This window comes from Saccharothrix sp., assembly GCF_031180885.1.
Lineage (GTDB): Bacteria > Actinomycetota > Actinomycetes > Mycobacteriales > Pseudonocardiaceae > Actinosynnema.
The window spans coordinates 86,863-104,392 of record NZ_JAPSLK010000012.1; the positions used below are offsets into that span (position 1 = coordinate 86,863).

The 17,530-nt window shown below is 71.8% G+C and carries 18 protein-coding genes; 12 read left to right on the forward strand and 6 right to left on the reverse strand.

Features of this window, described 5'->3' with window-relative positions:
• Positions 1 to 523: 523 nt before the first annotated feature.
• Both RIN75_RS17205 and RIN75_RS17210 read right to left on the reverse strand, forming a co-directional pair.
• On the reverse strand, positions 524 to 1,624 hold the full coding sequence (locus tag RIN75_RS17205) for a branched-chain amino acid aminotransferase (protein ID WP_309112947.1): 1,101 nt from the start codon (positions 1,622 to 1,624) through the stop codon (positions 524 to 526).
• A 65-nt stretch (positions 1,625 to 1,689) separates the two neighbouring features.
• A complete protein-coding gene (locus RIN75_RS17210) occupies positions 1,690 to 2,880 on the reverse strand; it encodes an amino acid permease (protein ID WP_309112948.1) in 1,191 nt (396 codons plus the stop codon).
• A gap of 213 nt (positions 2,881 to 3,093) precedes the next feature.
• Between RIN75_RS17210 and RIN75_RS17215 the strand changes: the two genes are divergently transcribed.
• Positions 3,094 to 4,587 (forward strand): leucyl aminopeptidase, encoded by a 1,494-nt coding sequence (locus RIN75_RS17215; RefSeq protein ID WP_309112949.1) that lies wholly within the window; start codon positions 3,094 to 3,096, stop codon positions 4,585 to 4,587.
• A 52-nt stretch (positions 4,588 to 4,639) separates the two neighbouring features.
• Here RIN75_RS17215 and RIN75_RS17220 read toward each other — a convergent pair whose 3' ends face one another.
• Positions 4,640 to 5,248: an SDR family oxidoreductase gene (locus tag RIN75_RS17220; RefSeq protein ID WP_309112950.1), complete on the reverse strand. Its 609-nt coding sequence runs from the start codon at positions 5,246 to 5,248 to the stop codon at positions 4,640 to 4,642.
• 52 nt (positions 5,249 to 5,300) lie between these two features.
• Here RIN75_RS17220 and RIN75_RS17225 point away from each other — a divergent pair, with 52 nt between their 5' ends.
• Complete coding sequence (locus RIN75_RS17225; protein ID WP_309112951.1) at positions 5,301 to 5,864, forward strand: TetR/AcrR family transcriptional regulator; 564 nt, start codon at positions 5,301 to 5,303, stop codon at positions 5,862 to 5,864.
• Here the strand turns inward: RIN75_RS17225 and RIN75_RS17230 are convergent.
• Complete coding sequence (locus tag RIN75_RS17230) at positions 5,861 to 6,178, reverse strand: oxidoreductase (RefSeq protein ID WP_309112952.1); 318 nt, start codon at positions 6,176 to 6,178, stop codon at positions 5,861 to 5,863. The two genes, RIN75_RS17225 and RIN75_RS17230, sit on opposite strands and share 4 nt — an antisense overlap.
• A gap of 175 nt (positions 6,179 to 6,353) precedes the next feature.
• On the opposite strand from RIN75_RS17230, the gene lpdA reads away from it, so the two are divergent.
• The 7 genes from lpdA (at position 6,354) to RIN75_RS17265 (ending at position 13,355) form a co-directional block, all read left to right on the forward strand.
• Positions 6,354 to 7,724, forward strand: coding sequence for a dihydrolipoyl dehydrogenase (lpdA, locus tag RIN75_RS17235; RefSeq protein ID WP_309112953.1), 1,371 nt, complete (start codon positions 6,354 to 6,356; stop codon positions 7,722 to 7,724).
• 55 nt (positions 7,725 to 7,779) lie between these two features.
• Positions 7,780 to 9,555: a 2-oxoglutarate dehydrogenase, E2 component, dihydrolipoamide succinyltransferase gene (gene sucB / locus RIN75_RS17240; RefSeq protein WP_309112954.1), complete on the forward strand. Its 1,776-nt coding sequence runs from the start codon at positions 7,780 to 7,782 to the stop codon at positions 9,553 to 9,555.
• A gap of 119 nt (positions 9,556 to 9,674) precedes the next feature.
• Complete coding sequence (locus RIN75_RS17245) at positions 9,675 to 10,556, forward strand: TIGR01777 family oxidoreductase (RefSeq protein WP_309112955.1); 882 nt, start codon at positions 9,675 to 9,677, stop codon at positions 10,554 to 10,556.
• A complete protein-coding gene (locus RIN75_RS17250) occupies positions 10,553 to 11,170 on the forward strand; it encodes a phosphatase PAP2 family protein (RefSeq protein WP_309112956.1) in 618 nt (205 codons plus the stop codon). The genes RIN75_RS17245 and RIN75_RS17250 overlap by 4 nt, the downstream gene beginning before the upstream one ends.
• A complete protein-coding gene (gene lipB, locus RIN75_RS17255) occupies positions 11,167 to 11,910 on the forward strand; it encodes a lipoyl(octanoyl) transferase LipB (protein ID WP_309112957.1) in 744 nt (247 codons plus the stop codon). Before RIN75_RS17250 ends, lipB begins: the two co-directional genes overlap by 4 nt.
• Positions 11,911 to 11,971: 61 nt before the next feature.
• Positions 11,972 to 12,868 (forward strand): serine hydrolase, encoded by an 897-nt coding sequence (locus tag RIN75_RS17260; RefSeq protein WP_309112958.1) that lies wholly within the window; start codon positions 11,972 to 11,974, stop codon positions 12,866 to 12,868.
• Between the two features lies 1 nt (position 12,869).
• Positions 12,870 to 13,355 carry a helix-turn-helix domain-containing protein gene (locus RIN75_RS17265; protein ID WP_309112959.1) on the forward strand — a complete coding sequence of 162 codons (486 nt, stop codon included), beginning with the start codon at positions 12,870 to 12,872 and terminating at the stop codon, positions 13,353 to 13,355.
• On the opposite strand, the gene RIN75_RS17270 is transcribed toward RIN75_RS17265, so the two are convergent.
• Together RIN75_RS17270 and RIN75_RS17275 are read right to left on the reverse strand one after the other, a co-directional pair.
• Entirely contained in the window at positions 13,345 to 14,265 is a 921-nt protein-coding gene (locus RIN75_RS17270) for an LLM class F420-dependent oxidoreductase (protein ID WP_309112960.1), read from the reverse strand. The two genes, RIN75_RS17265 and RIN75_RS17270, sit on opposite strands and share 11 nt — an antisense overlap.
• Before the next feature lie 41 nt (positions 14,266 to 14,306).
• Positions 14,307 to 14,954: a TetR/AcrR family transcriptional regulator gene (locus tag RIN75_RS17275; RefSeq protein ID WP_309113044.1), complete on the reverse strand. Its 648-nt coding sequence runs from the start codon at positions 14,952 to 14,954 to the stop codon at positions 14,307 to 14,309.
• Positions 14,955 to 15,082: 128 nt separating this feature from the next.
• Between RIN75_RS17275 and RIN75_RS17280 the strand changes: the two genes are divergently transcribed.
• From RIN75_RS17280 to lipA, 3 genes are read left to right on the forward strand one after another with little or no spacing between them, the layout of a single operon-like run.
• On the forward strand, positions 15,083 to 15,541 hold the full coding sequence (locus tag RIN75_RS17280; protein WP_309112961.1) for a hypothetical protein: 459 nt from the start codon (positions 15,083 to 15,085) through the stop codon (positions 15,539 to 15,541).
• Between the two features lie 20 nt (positions 15,542 to 15,561).
• The gene (locus RIN75_RS17285) at positions 15,562 to 16,476 is read left to right on the forward strand and encodes an oxidoreductase (RefSeq protein ID WP_309112962.1); all 915 of its coding nucleotides are present in this window, start codon (positions 15,562 to 15,564) and stop codon (positions 16,474 to 16,476) included.
• A 15-nt stretch (positions 16,477 to 16,491) separates the two neighbouring features.
• Positions 16,492 to 17,493, forward strand: a complete 1,002-nt coding sequence (gene lipA / locus RIN75_RS17290; protein WP_309112963.1) for a lipoyl synthase — start codon at positions 16,492 to 16,494, stop codon at positions 17,491 to 17,493.
• Positions 17,494 to 17,530: the final 37 nt, after the last annotated feature.

The following is a 17,530-nucleotide window of genomic DNA, read 5'->3' on the forward strand; positions in this document are numbered from 1 at the left end:
GAGAGCGCGTCAGCGCGTTCAGCTTGCGAGCGCGTAAGCGCGGTTCAAGAGCGCGAAGCGCGTTCCTCCTCCAGCAGCGCGGAGCGCGTTGCGTGACCACGCGCGAAGCGTGGAGTTGAGCGGGGAAGCGCAATTTTAAAGATTAAAGAGCCTCGCCGGCGGGCGAGCCGCCAAGGATGACACAACTACAACTGCGGGGGCTTCTTGCTTGTGTCATCCCCGCATGACCCGGCAAAGCCGACCACATTTTTGGCCGGGTGCCGCTAAAAATTTTGCTCGTTCCTCACAACATTTTCGGCTGCACCCGACCAAAAATGTGGTAGCCCTTCGGGCGGGCCATACGGGGATGACACAAGCAAGAAGCCGGAGTTGAGGTGTGTGCCCCGGCGGCACTGCCCGACGGCGCTGCGCGCCCAATACAGGCGCTGCGCGCCGAAGAGCGGGGCGCTGTGCGCCGGGAAGCGGGCGCTGCGCGCGCCGAGAAGAAGCGCGCGCAGCGGGTCGAGGACGGGACCTTGGCGTCTTAGGCGAGCTTGGTCATCCAGCCGTGCGGGTCCTCGATGGTGCCCTGTTGGATGCCGGTCAGGCGTTCGCGCAGCTTCATGGTCACCTCGCCGGTCGCGCCGCCCGAGGTGCTGAACTGGCCGCCGGCGTGCTTCACGTGGCCGACCGGGGTGATCACCGCCGCCGTGCCGCAGGCGAAGACCTCGGTCAGCTCACCGGACTCCGCCTTCTTCTCCCACTCCTCCGTGGAGAACCGGCGCTCCTCGACCGCGTGGCCCAGGTCGGCGGCCAGGCGCAGGAGGGAGTCGCGGGTGATGCCGGGCAGCAACGCGCCGGACAGTTCGGGGGTCACGATGCGGGCGTCCGCGCCGGAGCCGAGGACGAAGAACAGGTTCATCCCGCCCATCTCCTCCACCCAGCGCCGCTCCACCGCGTCCAGCCACACGACCTGGTCGCAGCCCTGCTCGGCGGCCTGGGCCTGGGCCACCAGGGACGCCGCGTAGTTGCCCGCGAACTTCGCCGCGCCGGTGCCGCCGGGGGCCGCGCGGACGTACTCGGTGGACAGCCACACCGTCACCGGCTTCAGGCCGCCCGCGAAGTACGAGCCGGCGGGCGAGGCGATGAGCACGTAGAGGTACTCGTTCGCGGGCCGCACGCCCAGGCCCTTCTCGGTCGAGTACATGAACGGCCGGAGGTACAGCGACTCCTCGGCGACCGAGGGCACCCACCGGGCGTCCACCTCGACGAGCTGCCGGATGGACTCCAGGAACAGCTCGTCGGGCAGCTCGGGCATGGCGATGCGGCGGGCCGACGCGCGGAAGCGCGCGGCGTTCGCCTCGGGGCGGAAGGACGCGATCGAGCCGTCGGGCCGGCGGTACGCCTTGAGCCCTTCGAAGATCGCCTGGCCGTAGTGCAGCACCATTGCCGCCGGGTCCAGCTCCAGCGAGTGGTAGGGCTCGACAGCGGCGTCGTGCCAGCCCTTGTCGCGGTTCCAGCGGATCGTCACCATGTGGTCGGTGAAGTGCTGCCCGAAGCCCGGCTTGGCGAGTACCTCCGCGACCCGCTCCGGGGTCGCCGGCGTCGGGTTGGGGGTCCGGGTGAAAGGCAACGCGGTCGTCATGTCAGCACAGTAGCCGCTGGTGGGACAGCGGAAAATCGCTGTCCCGACGCTCGGACGTCCGAGCTTTACCCGACCGGCTGGCGCAGGCGCCCCAGCGCGAGCAGGCCGGTACCCAGGGCGATGCCGACCACGGTGATCACCAGGGCCTCGGCGGGCGCGCTCATGGCCAGCAGGACCGACATGCCCAGACCGATGCACGCCGTGCGCATGGACCACGTGCGGTCCTCGTGCAGCAGGACACGTGCGCCGGCGTTCGTGAAGCCGTAGTAGAAGGCGGTGGCGCACGCGCCGACGGCCAGGGCGGTGGTCGTGGGCAGGAGGAGGAACGCGGCGGCGGCCAGGGCGGTGCCGATCACGTCCAGCGGCCAGCCGGAGCGGATCGGAGGCAGGTCGCCGGTCTCGGTGAGGCCGGTCAACGTGCGGCGCGCGCTGCCCAGCACCCACGAGAGGGAGGCGACGGCCGCCACTGCCGCGCCGAAAGTGAGCAGTGGGATCACAGCGGTTCCGTCTGCGGCTACGAGGGCGTCCCGGAGTGGTGCTGGTGACAGTGCGAGCCTGGGCGCGCCCAGTTGGCGCAAGAGCGCGAAGCCGACCACGGCTGTGATCATCAGGGCGACACCGATGAGGACCGGGATCGCCACGTGGAGGGTTTTCGCCGGGAAAGTTGGCTCGTTCGGGTGAGGTGCGGTCACTCGTTCGAAGCCGGTGAAGGCGATCAACAAGATCGACGCGGCGCCCATGATGCCGTCGAAGCCCGCTGCCGGGGCGGCGGCGTTGTCCGGCGGGGCCACTGAGAAGCCGACCAGGGCGACCAGGGCCAGGACGCCCACGACGACGGCCGCGACCGCCCAGCCGACGCGGCCCCGGACGTGCCGGCCGAGGGCGGCGGTGCCGATGAGCAGGGCCAGGCCGGCGAGCGTGCGGTCGGCGGGGAAGACGTACGCCCCGAACGTGCCGGCCAGGGCGGCGGCGACACCGGCTCTCCCGATCAGGTGAGCGGCGGCGCCGATGCGGGCCGGCCACGGGCCGAGCTGGTTGCGGATGTAGGCGTACCCGCCGGGCGCGTCGGGGTACGCGCGGTGCTGGTCGGCGGTGGAGAACGCGCAGCACAGCGCGGTGAGCGCGGCGAGCAGCAGGGCGAAGAGGAACCAGGGGCCGGCGAGGGCGGCGGCCGGGGCGAGTCCGGTGAAGACTCCGACGCCCAGCGTCGCGCCGAGCGCGAGCACCACGGCCCCGGCACGGGGCGTGACTGTCACCGCCTTACGGTCCCAGATGGATCGGGTGAGCGCGAACGCCCGTGGGGCTGACGCCTGATCGTGTTAATTGTTACTCCCCGCTATCGACAGTGCGGGGGACGCCGCGGTGAACGGGACCTTTAGCATTCGTCACGATCCACCTCAGTCTCGATCCGCCCAAGTTCCCGCCGCACGACCAGGAAGTGCCGGGAGGACCCACGTCGAGGAGCCGCAGTGACCCCGCCGAAGCTGGCCATCACCGACAGTGACCCGAGCACCACGACCGCGGACGCCGTGGTCGTGGGCACCCTCCAGGGACCGGACGGACTCGCCCTCGCGGGTGCGGCCGATGCGGTGAACGCCGCGTTCGACGGCGGCCTGGTGGAAGTGCTGTCCACCCTGGGCGCCACCGGCAAGGCCGAGGAGGTCGTGTCCCTGCCGAGTTTCGGCAAGACCGCGGCCCCGGTCGTGATCGCCGTCGGCCTGGGCAAGCCGGGCGACGACGGCACGGTCACCGAGGAGCAGGTGCGCCGCGCCTCCGGTGCCGCCGCCCGCGCCCTGACCGGCAAGAAGCGCGCCGTCAGCACGCTGTCCGCGCTGCACCTCGGCCCCGCGGTCGAGGGCACGCTGCTGGGCGCGTACCAGTTCAACGCCTACAAGACCTCCGCCGGCGACGCCCCGGTCGGTCGCGTGGAGTTCGCGGTGACCGGCAACCTCAAGCCGCACCGCGCCACCCTGAAGGCGTCCACCCTGATCGCCGAGGCCGTCTCGACCGCCCGCGACCTGATCAACACCCCGCCCAACGACCTGTTCCCGGCCTCCTTCGCCGAGCGGGCGGTCGCGCTGACCAAGGGCCTGGACGGCGTCGAGGTCGAGGTGCTGGACGAGAAGGCGCTGCGCAAGCAGGGCTTCGGCGGCATCCTCGGCGTCGGCGGCGGCTCGTCCCGCCCGCCGCGCCTGGTCCGGATCTCCTACAAGGGGCCGAAGGCGGGCAAGAAGGTCGCCCTGGTCGGCAAGGGCATCACGTTCGACACCGGCGGCATCTCGATCAAGCCCGCCGCGGGCATGGACGAGATGACCTCCGACATGAGCGGCGCGGCGGCGGTCGTCGCCACGGTCGTGCTGGCCGCCAAGCTCAAGTACCCGCTGGAGGTCACCGCGTACGCGCCGCTGGCGGAGAACATGCCGTCCGGCAGCGCCTACCGGCCGGGTGACGTGCTCACCATGTACGGCGGCAAGACCGTCGAGGTGCTCAACACCGACGCCGAGGGCCGCCTGGTGCTGTCCGACGCGATCGTGCGGGCGTGCGAGGACGAGCCGGACTACCTGATCGAGACCTCCACGCTGACCGGCGCGCAGGTCGTGTCCCTGGGCAAGCGCACCGCCGGCGTAATGGGCACCGACGCCTTCCGCGACCGGGTCGCGGAGATCGGCCGGGCGGTCGGCGAGCAGGCCTGGTCCATGCCGCTGCCGGAGGAGCTGCGCGCCGACCTGGACTCGCGCCTGGCGGACATCGCCAACGTGGCCGGGCACCGCTTCGGCGGGATGCTGGCGGCGGGGATCTTCCTGCGCGAGTTCGTGGCCGAGGGCGTCACCTGGGCGCACGTGGACATCGCGGGGCCGTCCTACCACGCGGGCGGTGCCTACGGGTACACCACCAAGGGCGGCACGGGCGTGCCGGTGCGGACGCTGGCCGCAGTGCTGGCGGACATCGCCGCGAACGGCTGAGTTCGCGAGTTCGTGACGGGGGCCGCGCCGTTCTGGCGCGGCCCCGTTCCGTTCAGTAGCCGATGGCGATCGACTGGCCGATCGTCTCCGGGTCTTCCAGGCACGTGATGATCAGGGACGCCAGGTCCGCGCGGGAGATGTTGTTGCCGCCCCTGAGGTTCGTGCCGGTCGCGGTGCGGAACTTGCCCGTGCGCCGGGCGTTGGTGAGCCGCGGCGGGCGGGTGATCGTCCAGTCCAGACCGCTGGAGCGCACGACCTCCTCCATCGCGGCCATGTCCGCCCACGGGTGTTTCAAGACCTGGCGGAGGACGGGCTTGGCCAGGTAGCGGCTGACGGCGGTGTCCTGGTCGTCCACGGTCATGCCGCTGTTGCTGACCACGATCAAGCGCCGGACGCCGGACTGCTTCATCGCCGTCACGATGCTGCGGGTGCTGTCCTCCTGGAGGGTGGTCGGCCCCCTCCCCCTGGTGCCGATGGCCGTGACCACGGCGTCCGCGCCGGCGATCACCGGTGCGATCGACTCCGGGTCCAGCACGTCCGCCACCACGTCGTTGCCGTTCGCCGAGCGCCCCACTGCCGTCACGTGGTGGCCCGCTTCCCTCGCCTGCGCCACGACGTGGACGCCCGTGCCGCCGGTAGCCCCGAACACGATGATCTCCACCTGGTCCCCCTCGGCTGGTTGGTGAGTACTCACTAACCACTAGGGTTACCACATGACCACACGCGACCGCATCCTCGACGCGGCGGCCCACGTCATGCGGACCAAGGGGCTGGCCCGGGCGACCACCAAGGAGATCGCCAAGGCGGCGAGCCTGTCGGAAGCGGCGCTCTACAAGCACTTCCAGGACAAAACGGACCTGTTCCTGGCCGTTCTGAAGGAACGGACGCCGCGCGATCTCACCGCACTCATCACGAGCCTGCGGCCGGGCGAAGGCAACCTGAAGAAAACGCTGATCCACGTGGCCGAAACGGCCATCGGTTTCTATACCGAAACGTTTCCCATCGCCGCGTCGATCTTCTCCGAGCCATCACTGCTCGCCGCGCACAACGAGGCGTTGCAGCAGCGTGGGACTGGTCCGCACGTGCCCGCGAAGGCGCTGGGCGATTACCTGCGCGCCGAGCAGGAAAAGGGCCGGCTGTCCCCGGAATCAGACCCGCAGGCGAGTGCGGACCTGATCCTCGGGACGTGCCAGTACCACGCTTTTCTCAGCTTCTTCACCGAGTGGGAGTCGGACCCGGAAAAGCTCGTCGAGACCCTGTGGAACGGGCTGGCCTAACCCTGGTTCTTGCGCCGGCTGTACTCGCGCATCCGCTTCGGGTAGCCGACGATCCCGGCGTCGTAGATCGGGATGCCCAGCTTCTTGGCCAGCCTGCGGGCGCCCTCGGTGCCGTCGATGCGCCGCCGGGTCCACTCGCCGTCGTGCGCGACCAGCACGACCGTGGTTTCCGTCACGGTCGTCTTGGGCTCGACGTACGCCTCCACCCCGCGCCGCTCCGCCGCCCACTTCTCCAGGTGACCGGTGTCCGCGGACGTGGAGGTCCGCAGCACGCCCGGGCGCTGCTTCCTGCGAAAACGGTCGAACAGGCCCACCGGGCCACCTCCTGCGCAGACTCCTGCCGACCATGGTGCCGGCGGGCGTGTGAAGGCGCGGCCAAATCCTCCCAACAGGACACCGCGTCGCCGTCGTTCGCGAACTAGTGACAAGATGGCAACCACCCGCGCGCACCCGCGCGAAGTAAGGCATCAAGCTCTCCAGGGAGATCCCGTGACCGACACCTCCGCCGACCTTGTGATCCTCGGTGGCGGCTCGGGCGGCTACGCCTGCGCGTTCCGCGCGGCGGAGCTAGGCCTGTCCGTCGTCCTGGTCGAGAAGGACAAGCTGGGGGGCACGTGCCTGCACCGCGGCTGCATCCCCACCAAGGCGCTGCTGCACGCGGCGGAGGTCGCGGACAACGCCCGCGAGGGCGACCAGTTCGGCGTGAAGTCCTCGCTGGAGGGCATCGACATCGCGGGCGTCAACTCGTACAAGGACGGCGTGGTCAGCCGCCTCTACAAGGGCCTCCAGGGCCTGGTGAAGGCGAACAAGGTCACCCTGGTCGAGGGCGCGGGCCGGTTCGTCGGCGGCACCACCATCGAGGTCGACGGGCAGCGCTACACCGGCAAGAACATCGTGCTGGCGACCGGTTCCTACGCCCGCAGCCTGCCCGGCCTGGAGATCGGCGGCCGGGTCATCACCAGCGACCAGGCGCTGAACCTGGACTTCATCCCGGAGAAGGTCGTCGTGCTCGGCGGCGGCGTGATCGGCGTCGAGTTCGCCAGCGTGTGGGCCTCGTTCGGCGCGGACGTGACCATCGTGGAGGCCCTGCCCCGCCTGGTCCCCGCCGAGGACGAGTACGCGTCCAAGCAGCTGGAGCGGGCCTTCCGCCGCCGGGGCATCAAGTTCAAGACCGGCGTCAAGTTCACCGGCGCCACCCAGACCGACAACGGCGTCTCGGTGACCCTGGAGTCCGGCGACGTGCTCGACGCGGACCTCCTGCTGGTCGCCGTCGGCCGCGGCCCGAACACCGCGGGCCACGGCTACGAGGAGGCCGGCGTCAAGATCGACCGCGGGTTCGTCGTCACCGACGAGCGCCTGCGCACCAACCTCCCGAACGTCTACGCCGTCGGCGACATCGTGCCCGGACTGCAGCTCGCGCACCGCGGGTTCCAGCAGGGCATCTTCGTCGCGGAGGAGATCGCCGGGCAGAACCCCAAGGTCATCGACGAGGCGGGCATCCCGCGTGTCACCTACTGCAAGCCGGAGGTCGCCTCGGTCGGCCTCTCCGAGGCGGCGGCCAAGGAGAAGTACGGCTCGGTGGAGACGTTCGTCTACGACCTCGCGGGCAACGGCAAGAGCCAGATCCTGAAGACCGCCGGCGGCGTCAAGCTGGTCAAGGCCCCCGACGGGCCGGTGGTGGGTGTCACGATGGTCGGCGAGCGGGTCGGCGAGCTGATCGGCGAAGCCCAGCTGATCTACAGCTGGGAGGCCTACCCCGAGGACGTGGCCCCGCTGGTCCACGCCCACCCGACCCAGACTGAAGCCCTCGGCGAGGCCTTCCTCGCCCTGGCCGGCAAGCCGCTGCACGTGCACGGCTGACCGTCCCCACCCAAGTCAGCCGATCCACGACCCACGCACGAGGAGTCAGCGAACGATGGCCTTCTCCGTCCAAATGCCCGCACTCGGCGAGAGCGTCACCGAGGGCACGGTCACCCGCTGGTTGAAGCAGGAGGGTGACCGCGTCGAGGTCGACGAGCCGTTGCTGGAGGTGTCCACCGACAAGGTCGACACCGAGATCCCGTCCCCGGCGGCCGGCGTGCTCCAGAAGATCGTCGCCCAGGAGGACGAGACCGTCGAGGTCGGCGCCGAACTCGCCGTCATCGGCGACGGCGACGACTCCGGCGCGGCCCCGGCGCAGCAGTCGGCCCCGGCCGAGACGCCCGCCCCGCAGGCCCCCGCCGAGGAGGCCAAGCCGGACCCGCAGCCCGAGCCGCAGACGGCGCCTGCCCAGCCCGCTCCGGCCTCGTCCGGTGGTGCCGCCGAGGGCACGCCGGTGACCATGCCCGCGCTGGGCGAGAGCGTCACCGAGGGCACCGTGACCCGCTGGCTGAAGTCGGTCGGCGACTCGGTCGAGGTCGACGAGCCGCTGCTGGAGGTGTCGACGGACAAGGTCGACACCGAGATCCCGTCCCCGGTCGCCGGCACCCTGCTGGAGATCACCGCCGGCGAGGACGAGACCGTCGAGGTCGGCGGCCGGCTCGCCGTCATCGGCTCCGGCGCCCCGGCCGCGCAGGCCGCCCCGGCTCCGGCTCCCGCGCCCGCCCCGGCCCAGGAAGCGCCGAAGCCCGCACCGGCCGCCCCGGCCCCGCAGGCCGCCGCTCCGGCTCAGGCCGCCCCGGCGCCGCAGGCCGCCCCGGCGCCGCAGGCCGCCCCGGCCGCGTCCGCCCCGGCTGCCGCTCCCGCCTCCGCGGAGGAGTCCAACGGCCAGCCGTACGTGACGCCGCTGGTGCGCAAGCTCGCCGCCGAGAACGGCATCGACCTCGGCACGCTCAAGGGCACCGGCGTCGGCGGCCGCATCCGCAAGCAGGACGTGCTGGCCGCCGTCGAGGCCGCCAAGGCCCCGGCTCCCGCGCCGGCCGCCCCCGCCGCCCCGGCCGCCTCCGCGCCCGCCCAGCGGGTCGCCACCCCGGCCGTGGACAACAGCGGCAAGCGCGGCACGGTGCAGAAGCTGCCGCGCCTGCGCCAGATCGTCGCGCAGCGCACCCGCGAGTCGCTCCAGGTCTCCGCGCAGCTCACCCAGGTGTTCGAGGTGGACGTCACCAAGATCGCCCGGCTGCGCGGCAAGGCCAAGGCGGCGTTCGAGCAGCGCGAGGGCACCAAGCTCACGTTCCTGCCCTTCTTCGCCAAGGCGGCCGTCGAGGCGCTCAAGCAGCACCCGGTGCTGAACGCCTCGATCGACGAGGAGAAGAAGGAGGTCGTCTACCACGGCGCCGAGCACCTGGGCATCGCGATCGACACCGAGCGCGGCCTGCTCAACGCGGTGATCGCGAACGCGGGCGACCTGAACCTGGCGGGCCTGTCGCACAAGATCAACGACCTCGCGTCGCGCGCCCGGGCGAACAAGCTGACCCCGGACGAGCTGACCGGCGGCACGTTCTCGCTGACCAACCTGGGCAGCAACGGCGCGCTGTTCGACACCCCGATCATCCAGCAGCCGCAGGTCGGCATCCTGGGCGTCGGCGTGGTCAAGAAGCGCGCGGTCGTGATCACCGACGAGAACGGCGACGACACCATCGCGATCCGGTCGATGGCTTACCTCGCGCTGACCTACGACCACCGCCTGGTCGACGGCGCGGACGCGGGCCGCTTCCTGACCACGATGAAGAACCGCCTGGAAGAGGGCGCGTTCGAGGCCGACCTGGGCCTGTAGCACGCACTCGGAAGGGCCGCCCCGGTGAGCAGTTCGGGGCGGCCCTTCGGCGTTTGTGTGGCGCCGGCAACACTGCCGCTGCTGTGCAACACGGCACACCGTGCGAGACGATCACCGGTATGCGGGTTCTGATCGCGGGGTCGTCCGGGTTCCTCGGCACCAGCCTGGTCGCCGCGCTGCGCGGGGCCGAGCACGAGGTGTTGCGGTTGGTCCGCAGGCGGCCGGCGGCGCCCGACGAGCGCGGCTGGGACCCGCCGGCCGGGCGGATCGACCCGGGCGCGCTGGACGGCGTCGACGCCGTGGTGAACCTGTGCGGCGCGGGCGTCGCGGACAAGCGGTGGAACCACGCCCGCAAGCAGGTGCTGCTGGACAGCCGGACCATCCCGACCGAGGTGCTGGCCTCCGCGGTGGCCGAGCACGGGATCCCGGTGCTGGTCAACGCCAGCGCGATCGGGTACTACGGCGACACCGGGGACGCGGTGGTCGACGAGTCCGCGCCGGCGGGCTCGGGATTCCTGGCCGACCTGTGCCGCCGCTGGGAGGCCGCGACCGCCGCCGCCGAGTCGCAGCGGGTCGTGCGGCTGCGGACCGGCCTGGTGATCAGCCCGTCGGGCGGGTTGTTCGGCGCGGTCCGGCCGCTGTTCAAGTTCGGCCTCGGCGGTCGGCTGGGCGACGGGCGGCAGTACATGCCGTGGATCTCCCTGGACGACACGATCGCGGCGATCCAGTTCGTGCTGGAGCACGACGTGCACGGGCCGGTGAACCTCACCGCGCCCAGCCCGGTCACCAACGCCGAGTTCACCCGGACGGTCGGGCACGCGCTGCACCGGCCGACGCCGTGGGTGGTGCCGGGGTTCGTGCTCAAGGTGGTGCTGGGCGAGATCGCCGAGGAGGGCGTGCTCGCGGGGCAGCGGGCCGTGCCGAAGGTCCTGGAGCGCCACGGGTTCCACTTCCTGCACCCGGCCCTGGGCGCGGCGGTCGCCGCGGCCGTGACCGCGTGAGGCGAGCGTTCCCGGCGTCCGTCGGCGCGGTCCTCGCGCTGGCGTCGGTGGTCTTGGGCGTGTCGGTCGACGGGGCGCCGCCCGAACTGGACTCGGCGCTGCGCGGCGCGGCCATCGGGCTGGGGCCGGGCTTCGAGCGGGCGGCGGACGTGGTGAGCCTGGTGCTCAGCCCCGGCCTGGCCACGATCGCGCTGGTCAGCCTCGTGCTGCGGGCGCTGCTGGCGCGGGACGTGCTGGTGTTCAAAGCGGCCGTGCTGCTCGCGGTGTGCTGGGCGACCGTGCAGGCCCGGTGGTTCTACCTGCGGGTCCGGCCGGTGGAGTACGACCTGCCGTCCTACCCGAGCGGGCACGTCACGGCGGTGACCGCGGTGTCCGTGACGGCGGTCGTGCTGTGCGCGCACCTGCGGCCCACGATGGTGCGGTGGGTGGTGGCGGCCTCGGTGACGGCGGTGGTGCTGACGGCGGCGAGCCGGGTCGTGCTGGAGATGCACTGGTTCACCGACACGGTCGGCGCGGTGCTGGCCACGACCGGGGTGGGCCTGGTGGCGGCGCTCGCGTTGGGCCTGCTGCCGGTCGCCGGGGTGCCGGGCGGTGGGCGTAGGGTCGAGCCGTGAGCAGTCGCGAACTCTCCTGCCGCACGTCCTCCGACCCGATCGACGTGCGTGAGCTGGGCACCATCGACTACCTGTCCGCGTGGGACCTCCAGCGCGAACTCGTCGAGGCGCGCGCGGACGGGGCCGCGGGGGACACCCTCCTGCTGCTGGAGCACCCGCCGGTGTACACGTGCGGGCGGCGGACCGAGCCCGACGAGCGACCGGTCGGCGGGGACGTCCCGGTCATCGACGTGGACCGCGGCGGCAAGATCACCTGGCACGGGCCGGGGCAGCTGGTCGGCTACCCGATCGTGGAGCTGGCCGAGCCGATGGACGTCGTGCAGTACGTGCGGCGGCTGGAGCAGGCCCTGATCCACGTGTGCGACCAGCTCGGCGTGCACACCGGGCGGGTCGAGGGCCGCAGCGGCGTGTGGATCCCGGCGGACGAGCGCGGGATCGAGCGCAAGGTGGCCGCGATCGGCATCCGGGTGCAGCGCGGCGTGACCATGCACGGGTTCGAGATCAACTGCAACGCCGACCTGGGCGCGTTCGAGGACATCGTCCCGTGCGGCATCCGGGACGCCGGGGTGGCGTCGCTGTCGCACGAGCTGGACCGGGACGTGACGGTGGCCGAGGTGCTGCCGCTGGCCCGGGACGCGGTGATCGACGCGCTGAACGGCGACCTGCCGCTGACCGACCGGACGTTGCCGCGTCCGGAGCCGGTGGCGCCGGGCGTGACGTTCGCCGTCCAAAGCCGCTGACACCCCCTCGACCTCCCCTCTAGTATTCCGGAATTACGGACTACCCGAGGGGAGTGTCGTCGTGCACCTGACCCGACGGGCGCTGCTCACCGCGTGCGCGGGCACCCTGCTCCTGCCTGCCGTCGCCACCGCGTCGCCCCGGAAGCAGATCGCCTTCGTCCTGGATGACGGCCGCGGCGGCCGGTTCAGCCACCGCCCCCACGCCCTCCTACCGCTCACGTCGGCCGTCCGCGTCGTGCACCTGGCCGCTTACGGCCGAGCCGTGGCCGAGGGCCTGATCTCCCCCGGGCAACGCGTCCCCGTCCACGAGTGGGAGCGCTACTCGACTGGCCCGCACTCGGCCTCCCTGCGCCACTTGGGCACCAAGTCGACCAACGGCGTCGTCGCCGACGACCCGCACGCCACCGTCACGCTGGACGACCTGGCCGCGGTGATGACTCTCTTCGACGACCACGCCGCCGCCGACCACCTGCGCGCCCTGCTCGGCGAGCCCTACCTGAAGGCCGTGGCCGCCCGCCTGGGTTGGCCCGATGCCCCCACTCCGTCCTTCCTCGCCGAGTGGCTCCAGCTCACCCTGGGCCGCCCCGTCGACCCCGCCCAGTACCTGACCGACCCGCGGCTCCAGCTGGAAGCCATCGGCCGCTCCCCCACCGCTCCCACGTCCCGCCGACCGTTGGCGCACGGCACCGCGGCCGACCTGCACCGCCTGCTGCGCAACCTCGACCCGGCGGCAGTCCGGCACCTCGAAGGCCCTCAGGACTCCGACGTGGTGGTCGGTGAGCTGGTCGACTCGATGGCGGGCGCGATCACCGTGGCGGTGCGGGTGCGGTGGGCGGACGGTCGTCTGGGCACCGGGGTGGCGCTGGCCCAGGAGTGGTCCGGCGACCTGCCGGCTTTGGTCCGTTCGGCCCTGCTGGACCCCGCTGCGCTGCGGGGATTCCAGGTGGCGGTTACGTAGGATGACCGGGGTGGACCTGGTGCGACGGCTGGCCGAGCTGGAGCAGCGCGTGGCGGCGCTGGAGGGTGAGGAGCGGGAGACCGTCGTGCTGCCCGAGAGCGACGACGGCGGCGGCGAACTGGGTTACGGCGGACGGGTTTCGCTGGGCGGCGGCCGGGTGTCGTGGCGCATCGACGTGACGCCCGAACGTGCCCTGTCCCTGGCGGACCGGCCGCGCATCGAGGTGCTGGCGGCGTTGGCGCACCCCGCCCGCGTGGACATCGTCCGTTGCCTGCTGGCCCAGGGTCCCCAGCCGGCGGCGGCGCTCCAGGAGACGGCCCGGCTGGGGTCCACCGGGCAGCTCTACCACCACCTGAAGGCGCTGACCGGTTCCGGCGTGGTGGAGCAGGACAAGCGCGGCAGCTACCGCTTGCGCAGCGCGGCGACCGTGCCCGTGCTCGTCCTGCTCACCGCCGCTTCCGACGTGGCCGGTCAGCTCAGGGCGTGACGCTCGCGATCAGCTCGACGTGGTCGAGGTCGGCGAGGTCGAGCACCTGGAAGTAGACCCGCGAGATCCCGGTCCGCTCCCGCCACTGCCCGAGCCGGTCCTGCACCTCGGCCACGGTGCCGGTGAGCCCGTTGGCCTTCAGCTCGTCGAAGTCCCACCCGATCGCGGCGGCCCGCTTGGCGACCTCGGCGTCGTCCCGGCCGACGCAGGCGGTGAGGGCGACCGAACGCGTCATGGTCGCCGGGTCCCGCCCGATGTCCCGGCACGCGGCGGCCACCCGCTCGAACTGCTCGGCGGCGAAGTCCATGCCCACGAACGGCAGGTTGAACTCGGTCGCGAACCGGGCCGCCAGCGCCGGCGTCCGCTTGGCGCCCTTGCCCCCGACCACCACGGGCACGGGCTTCTGGACCGGCTTGGGCAGCGCGGGCGAGTCGGTGAGCGTGTAGTGCTTGCCCTCGAAGGAGTACGTCTCGCCCAGCGGCGTGCCCCACAGCCCGGTGACGATCTCCAGCTGCTCCTCGAACACCTCGAACCGCTCGCCGAGCGTCGGGAACCGCAACCCGTAGGCGGTGTGCTCGTCCTCGAACCACCCGGAGCCGAGCCCGAACTCCACCCGCCCACCGGACATCTGGTCCACCTGCGCGACCGAGATGGCCAGCGGTCCGGGGTGCCGGAAGGTGGCGGCGGTCACCAACGTGCCGAGCCGGATGGACTTGGTCTCGCGCGCCAGGCCGGCCAACGTGATCCACGCGTCGGTGGGGCCGGGCAGGCCGTCGGCGGAGCCCATCTTGAGGTAGTGGTCGGAGCGGAAGAAGGCCCCGAACCCGGCGTCTTCGGCGGTACGGGCGACTCGGAGCAGGTCGTCGTAGGACGCCCCCTGCTGGGGCTCGGTGAAGATACGCAGTTCCACACCCCCCAACCTATCCGCCCGGCGGGACCGCTCCCGCGACCTCAGCGGCGGCGTGAGCGGGAGCGGTGCTCTCGGGCCGGCTCGGCCGGGCGGGGAGTGCCGTTGACGCGCAATCCCTCGACCACCCGCACGATGGTCCGCTCCACCTCCGCACTGGCCTTCTTCGGATCCGCCGCCCCGGCGATCATGCTCGCCCCGGCCGACAGCGACCCGAACAGCAACCGGGCCATGGTCTCCACCGGCAGCTGCTCCAGCTCGCCGCTGGTGATCAGCACCTCGATGGTCGACCGGAGCAGGCCGTAGCTGAAGTGCTCCTCGGCCTCCCGCCACCGCTCCCAGCCCATGACCACCGGAGCCTCGTGGATCACGATGCGCTGGTAGGACGGCTCCAGGCACACCCGCACGTACGCCCGCAGCCCCGCGATGGCCGTGTCCCACGGGTCGCCGGGAGCGCTGACGATCTCGCCGAGCTTGCGCATGAAGGCGTTCTCGACCGAGTCGAACGCGGCCTCGAACAGGGCCTGCTTGCCGCTGAAGTGGTGGTACAGCGCGCCTTTCGTCAGGCGTGCCCGCTTGGCGACCTCGTCCAGGGACGTGCCGGCGTACCCCCGTTTGGTGAACAGCTCGACGGCACTGTCCACCAGTGCCTGCCTGGTGGACTCCGAGTACTCGACACGCCTGGACCGCACTGTCACCACGTTCACAACCGTACGACATACCGACGGTACGTACTCGTGGTATGTTCGTCCCATCGGCCATACCGGCGGTATGCCAAAGACCTCAGGTATGAGCCGCGTCACGAGAGGAGGGCGTGATCATGGGTTGGACCGACTTCTACCGACGGCGCGACGCTCTGGACGCCGTGCTAGACGCCGCGGCGGGGGATCCCGCGGCGCCCCTGACCTTCGACCGCGACCTGTTCGCCACCGAGAGCGAGCTGCTCGCGGCCCTGCACTACCGGTGGATGCAGCAGCTCACCGGGCGCCTCGGCGTCGCGCTGGAGGACGCCGGCGACCGCGTCGAGACCGTCGCCCACACCTGGCGCGCGCTGGCCGCCGAGCAGCCCGTGCTGCGCGCGGTGCTGGACGAGCACCTGACCGCGCAGGACGCGATCGAGCGCGAGCAGCGGATGCTGGCCCTGACCGCCGGGCTGGCGGACCTCACCGAGCCGTCCGACGAGATCGCCAAGGTCGGCGCCGCGTTCCTGGCGCTCATCCGCAACGCGCCGCGGGCCAAGGCGCCGGCCCGCCACACCAGGCTCGCCAAGAGCGCCTGACTTGCGGTTGGGTGGTGACCATGGCGAAGTGGACCGAGGCGGACATCCCCGACCAGACCGGCCGGACCGTGCTCGTGACCGGGGCGAACTCCGGTCTCGGGTTGCGCACCGCCGAGGTGCTGGCCGGGAAGGGCGCGCGCGTCCTGATGGCCTGCCGGTCCCCTGAACGCGGGCAGCGCGCGCTGGAGCGGGTCGGGGACAAGGCCGAGCTGGTCGAGCTGGACCTGGCCGACCTGGGCTCGGTCCACGACGCCGCGAAGGCCGTCCGCGAGCGCACCGACCGGCTGGACGTCCTGGTCAACAACGCCGGGGTGATGGCGGTGCCGCTGGGCCGCACCGCCGACGGCTTCGAGCGCCAGTTCGGCACCAACCACCTGGGCCACGCCGCCCTGACGTGGCTGCTGATGCCGCTGCTCAGGGCCACCCCGGCGGCACGCGTGGTCACCGTGTCGAGCCTCGCGCACCAGATGGGCGCGATCGACCTCGCCGACCCGAACTACGAGGTCCGCCGCTACACGTCGTGGGGCGCGTACGGGCAGTCCAAGCTGGCCAACCTGCTGTTCGCGCGCGAGCTGGAGCGCCGCTGCCGCGCCGCGGGCCTGGACGTGACGTCCGTCGCGGCCCACCCGGGCGTCACGGCGACCGAGCTGAGCACCAACATGGCCCGCTCCCGGCGCAACCCGATCATGTCCGTCGGGGCCAAGATCAGCGACTTCTTCGCCCAGTCGGTCGAGCTGGGGGCGTTGCCGCAGCTCTACGCGGCCACCGCGCCGGACGTCGTCGGCGGCGCGTATTACGGCCCCGACGGGTTCCGCGGGATGCGCGGGTACCCGACCCGTTCGGGCTCCGCGGCGGCGGCCGAGGACGAGCCGGCCGCGAGCCGGTTGTGGGACCTGACGGCCAAGCTCACGGGCGTCGCGCCCGATCCGGCGTGACGTAGTGTTGAGGCCGTGACCGTCGTACCTGAAGGTCGGAAGCTGCTGCGCCTAGAGGTGCGCAACAGCCAAACGCCCATCGAGAAGAAGCCCTCGTGGATCAAGACCAAGGCGAAGATGGGTCCCGAGTACCGGGAACTCAAAGGTCTGGTCAAGCGCGAGGGCCTGCACACGGTGTGCGAAGAGGCCGGTTGTCCCAACATCTACGAGTGCTGGGAAGACCGGGAGGCCACCTTCCTCATCGGTGGCGAGCAGTGCACCCGCCGCTGCGACTTCTGCCAGATCGACACCGGCAAGCCCGCCGACCTGGACCGCGACGAGCCGCGCCGGGTCGCCGAGTCCGTCCAGGCCATGGGCCTGCGCTACTCGACCGTCACGGGCGTCGCGCGTGACGACCTCGAGGACGGCGGCGCGTGGCTGTACGCCGAGACCGTCCGCCAGATCCACGCGCTCAACCCGGGCACGGGCGTCGAGCTGCTGATCCCGGACTTCAACGCGGTGCCCGAGCAACTGGCCGAGGTCTTCGACTCGCGCCCCGAGGTGCTCGCGCACAACCTGGAGACCGTGCCGCGGATCTTCAAGCGGATCCGCCCGGCGTTCCGCTACGAGCGGTCGCTGGAGGTCATCACGAAGGCCCGCGAGGCCGGCCTGGTGACCAAGTCGAACCTCATCCTCGGCATGGGCGAGACCCCCGAGGAGGTCACCGAGGCGCTGCACGACCTGCACGACGCGGGCTGCGAGATCATCACGATCACCCAGTACCTGCGCCCGTCGCCGCGGCACCACCCGGTCGAGCGCTGGGTGAAGCCGGAGGAGTTCGTGGTGCACAAGGAGACCGCCGAGGGCATCGGCTTCTCCGGCGTCATGGCGGGTCCGCTGGTCCGGTCCTCGTACCGGGCGGGTCGGCTGTACGCGCAGGCCGTGCAGAAGCGCGGCGACGTGCTCCCCGAGAACCTTCGCCACCTGCTGGAGGCGGGCGGCGCGGCCCAGGAGATCACCTCCCTGCTGGCCCGCTAGGCCACTCCGGTTTCCCGAAGCCCCCGGCTTGTGGTCG

Bases quoted from the DNA above. Each gene is read 5' to 3' on its own strand.
- RIN75_RS17285 (WP_309112962.1), top strand. From the start codon at position 15,562: ATGGCGAAGTGGACCGAGGCGGACATCCCCGACCAGACCGGCCGGACC.
- RIN75_RS17245 (WP_309112955.1), top strand. From the start codon at position 9,675: ATGCGGGTTCTGATCGCGGGGTCGTCCGGGTTCCTCGGCACCAGCCTG.
- RIN75_RS17205 (WP_309112947.1), bottom strand. From the start codon at position 1,624: ATGACGACCGCGTTGCCTTTCACCCGGACCCCCAACCCGACGCCGGCG.
- RIN75_RS17225 (WP_309112951.1), top strand. From the start codon at position 5,301: ATGACCACACGCGACCGCATCCTCGACGCGGCGGCCCACGTCATGCGG.
- RIN75_RS17265 (WP_309112959.1), top strand. From the start codon at position 12,870: ATGACCGGGGTGGACCTGGTGCGACGGCTGGCCGAGCTGGAGCAGCGC.
- sucB (WP_309112954.1), top strand. From the start codon at position 7,780: ATGGCCTTCTCCGTCCAAATGCCCGCACTCGGCGAGAGCGTCACCGAG.
- RIN75_RS17280 (WP_309112961.1), top strand. From the start codon at position 15,083: ATGGGTTGGACCGACTTCTACCGACGGCGCGACGCTCTGGACGCCGTG.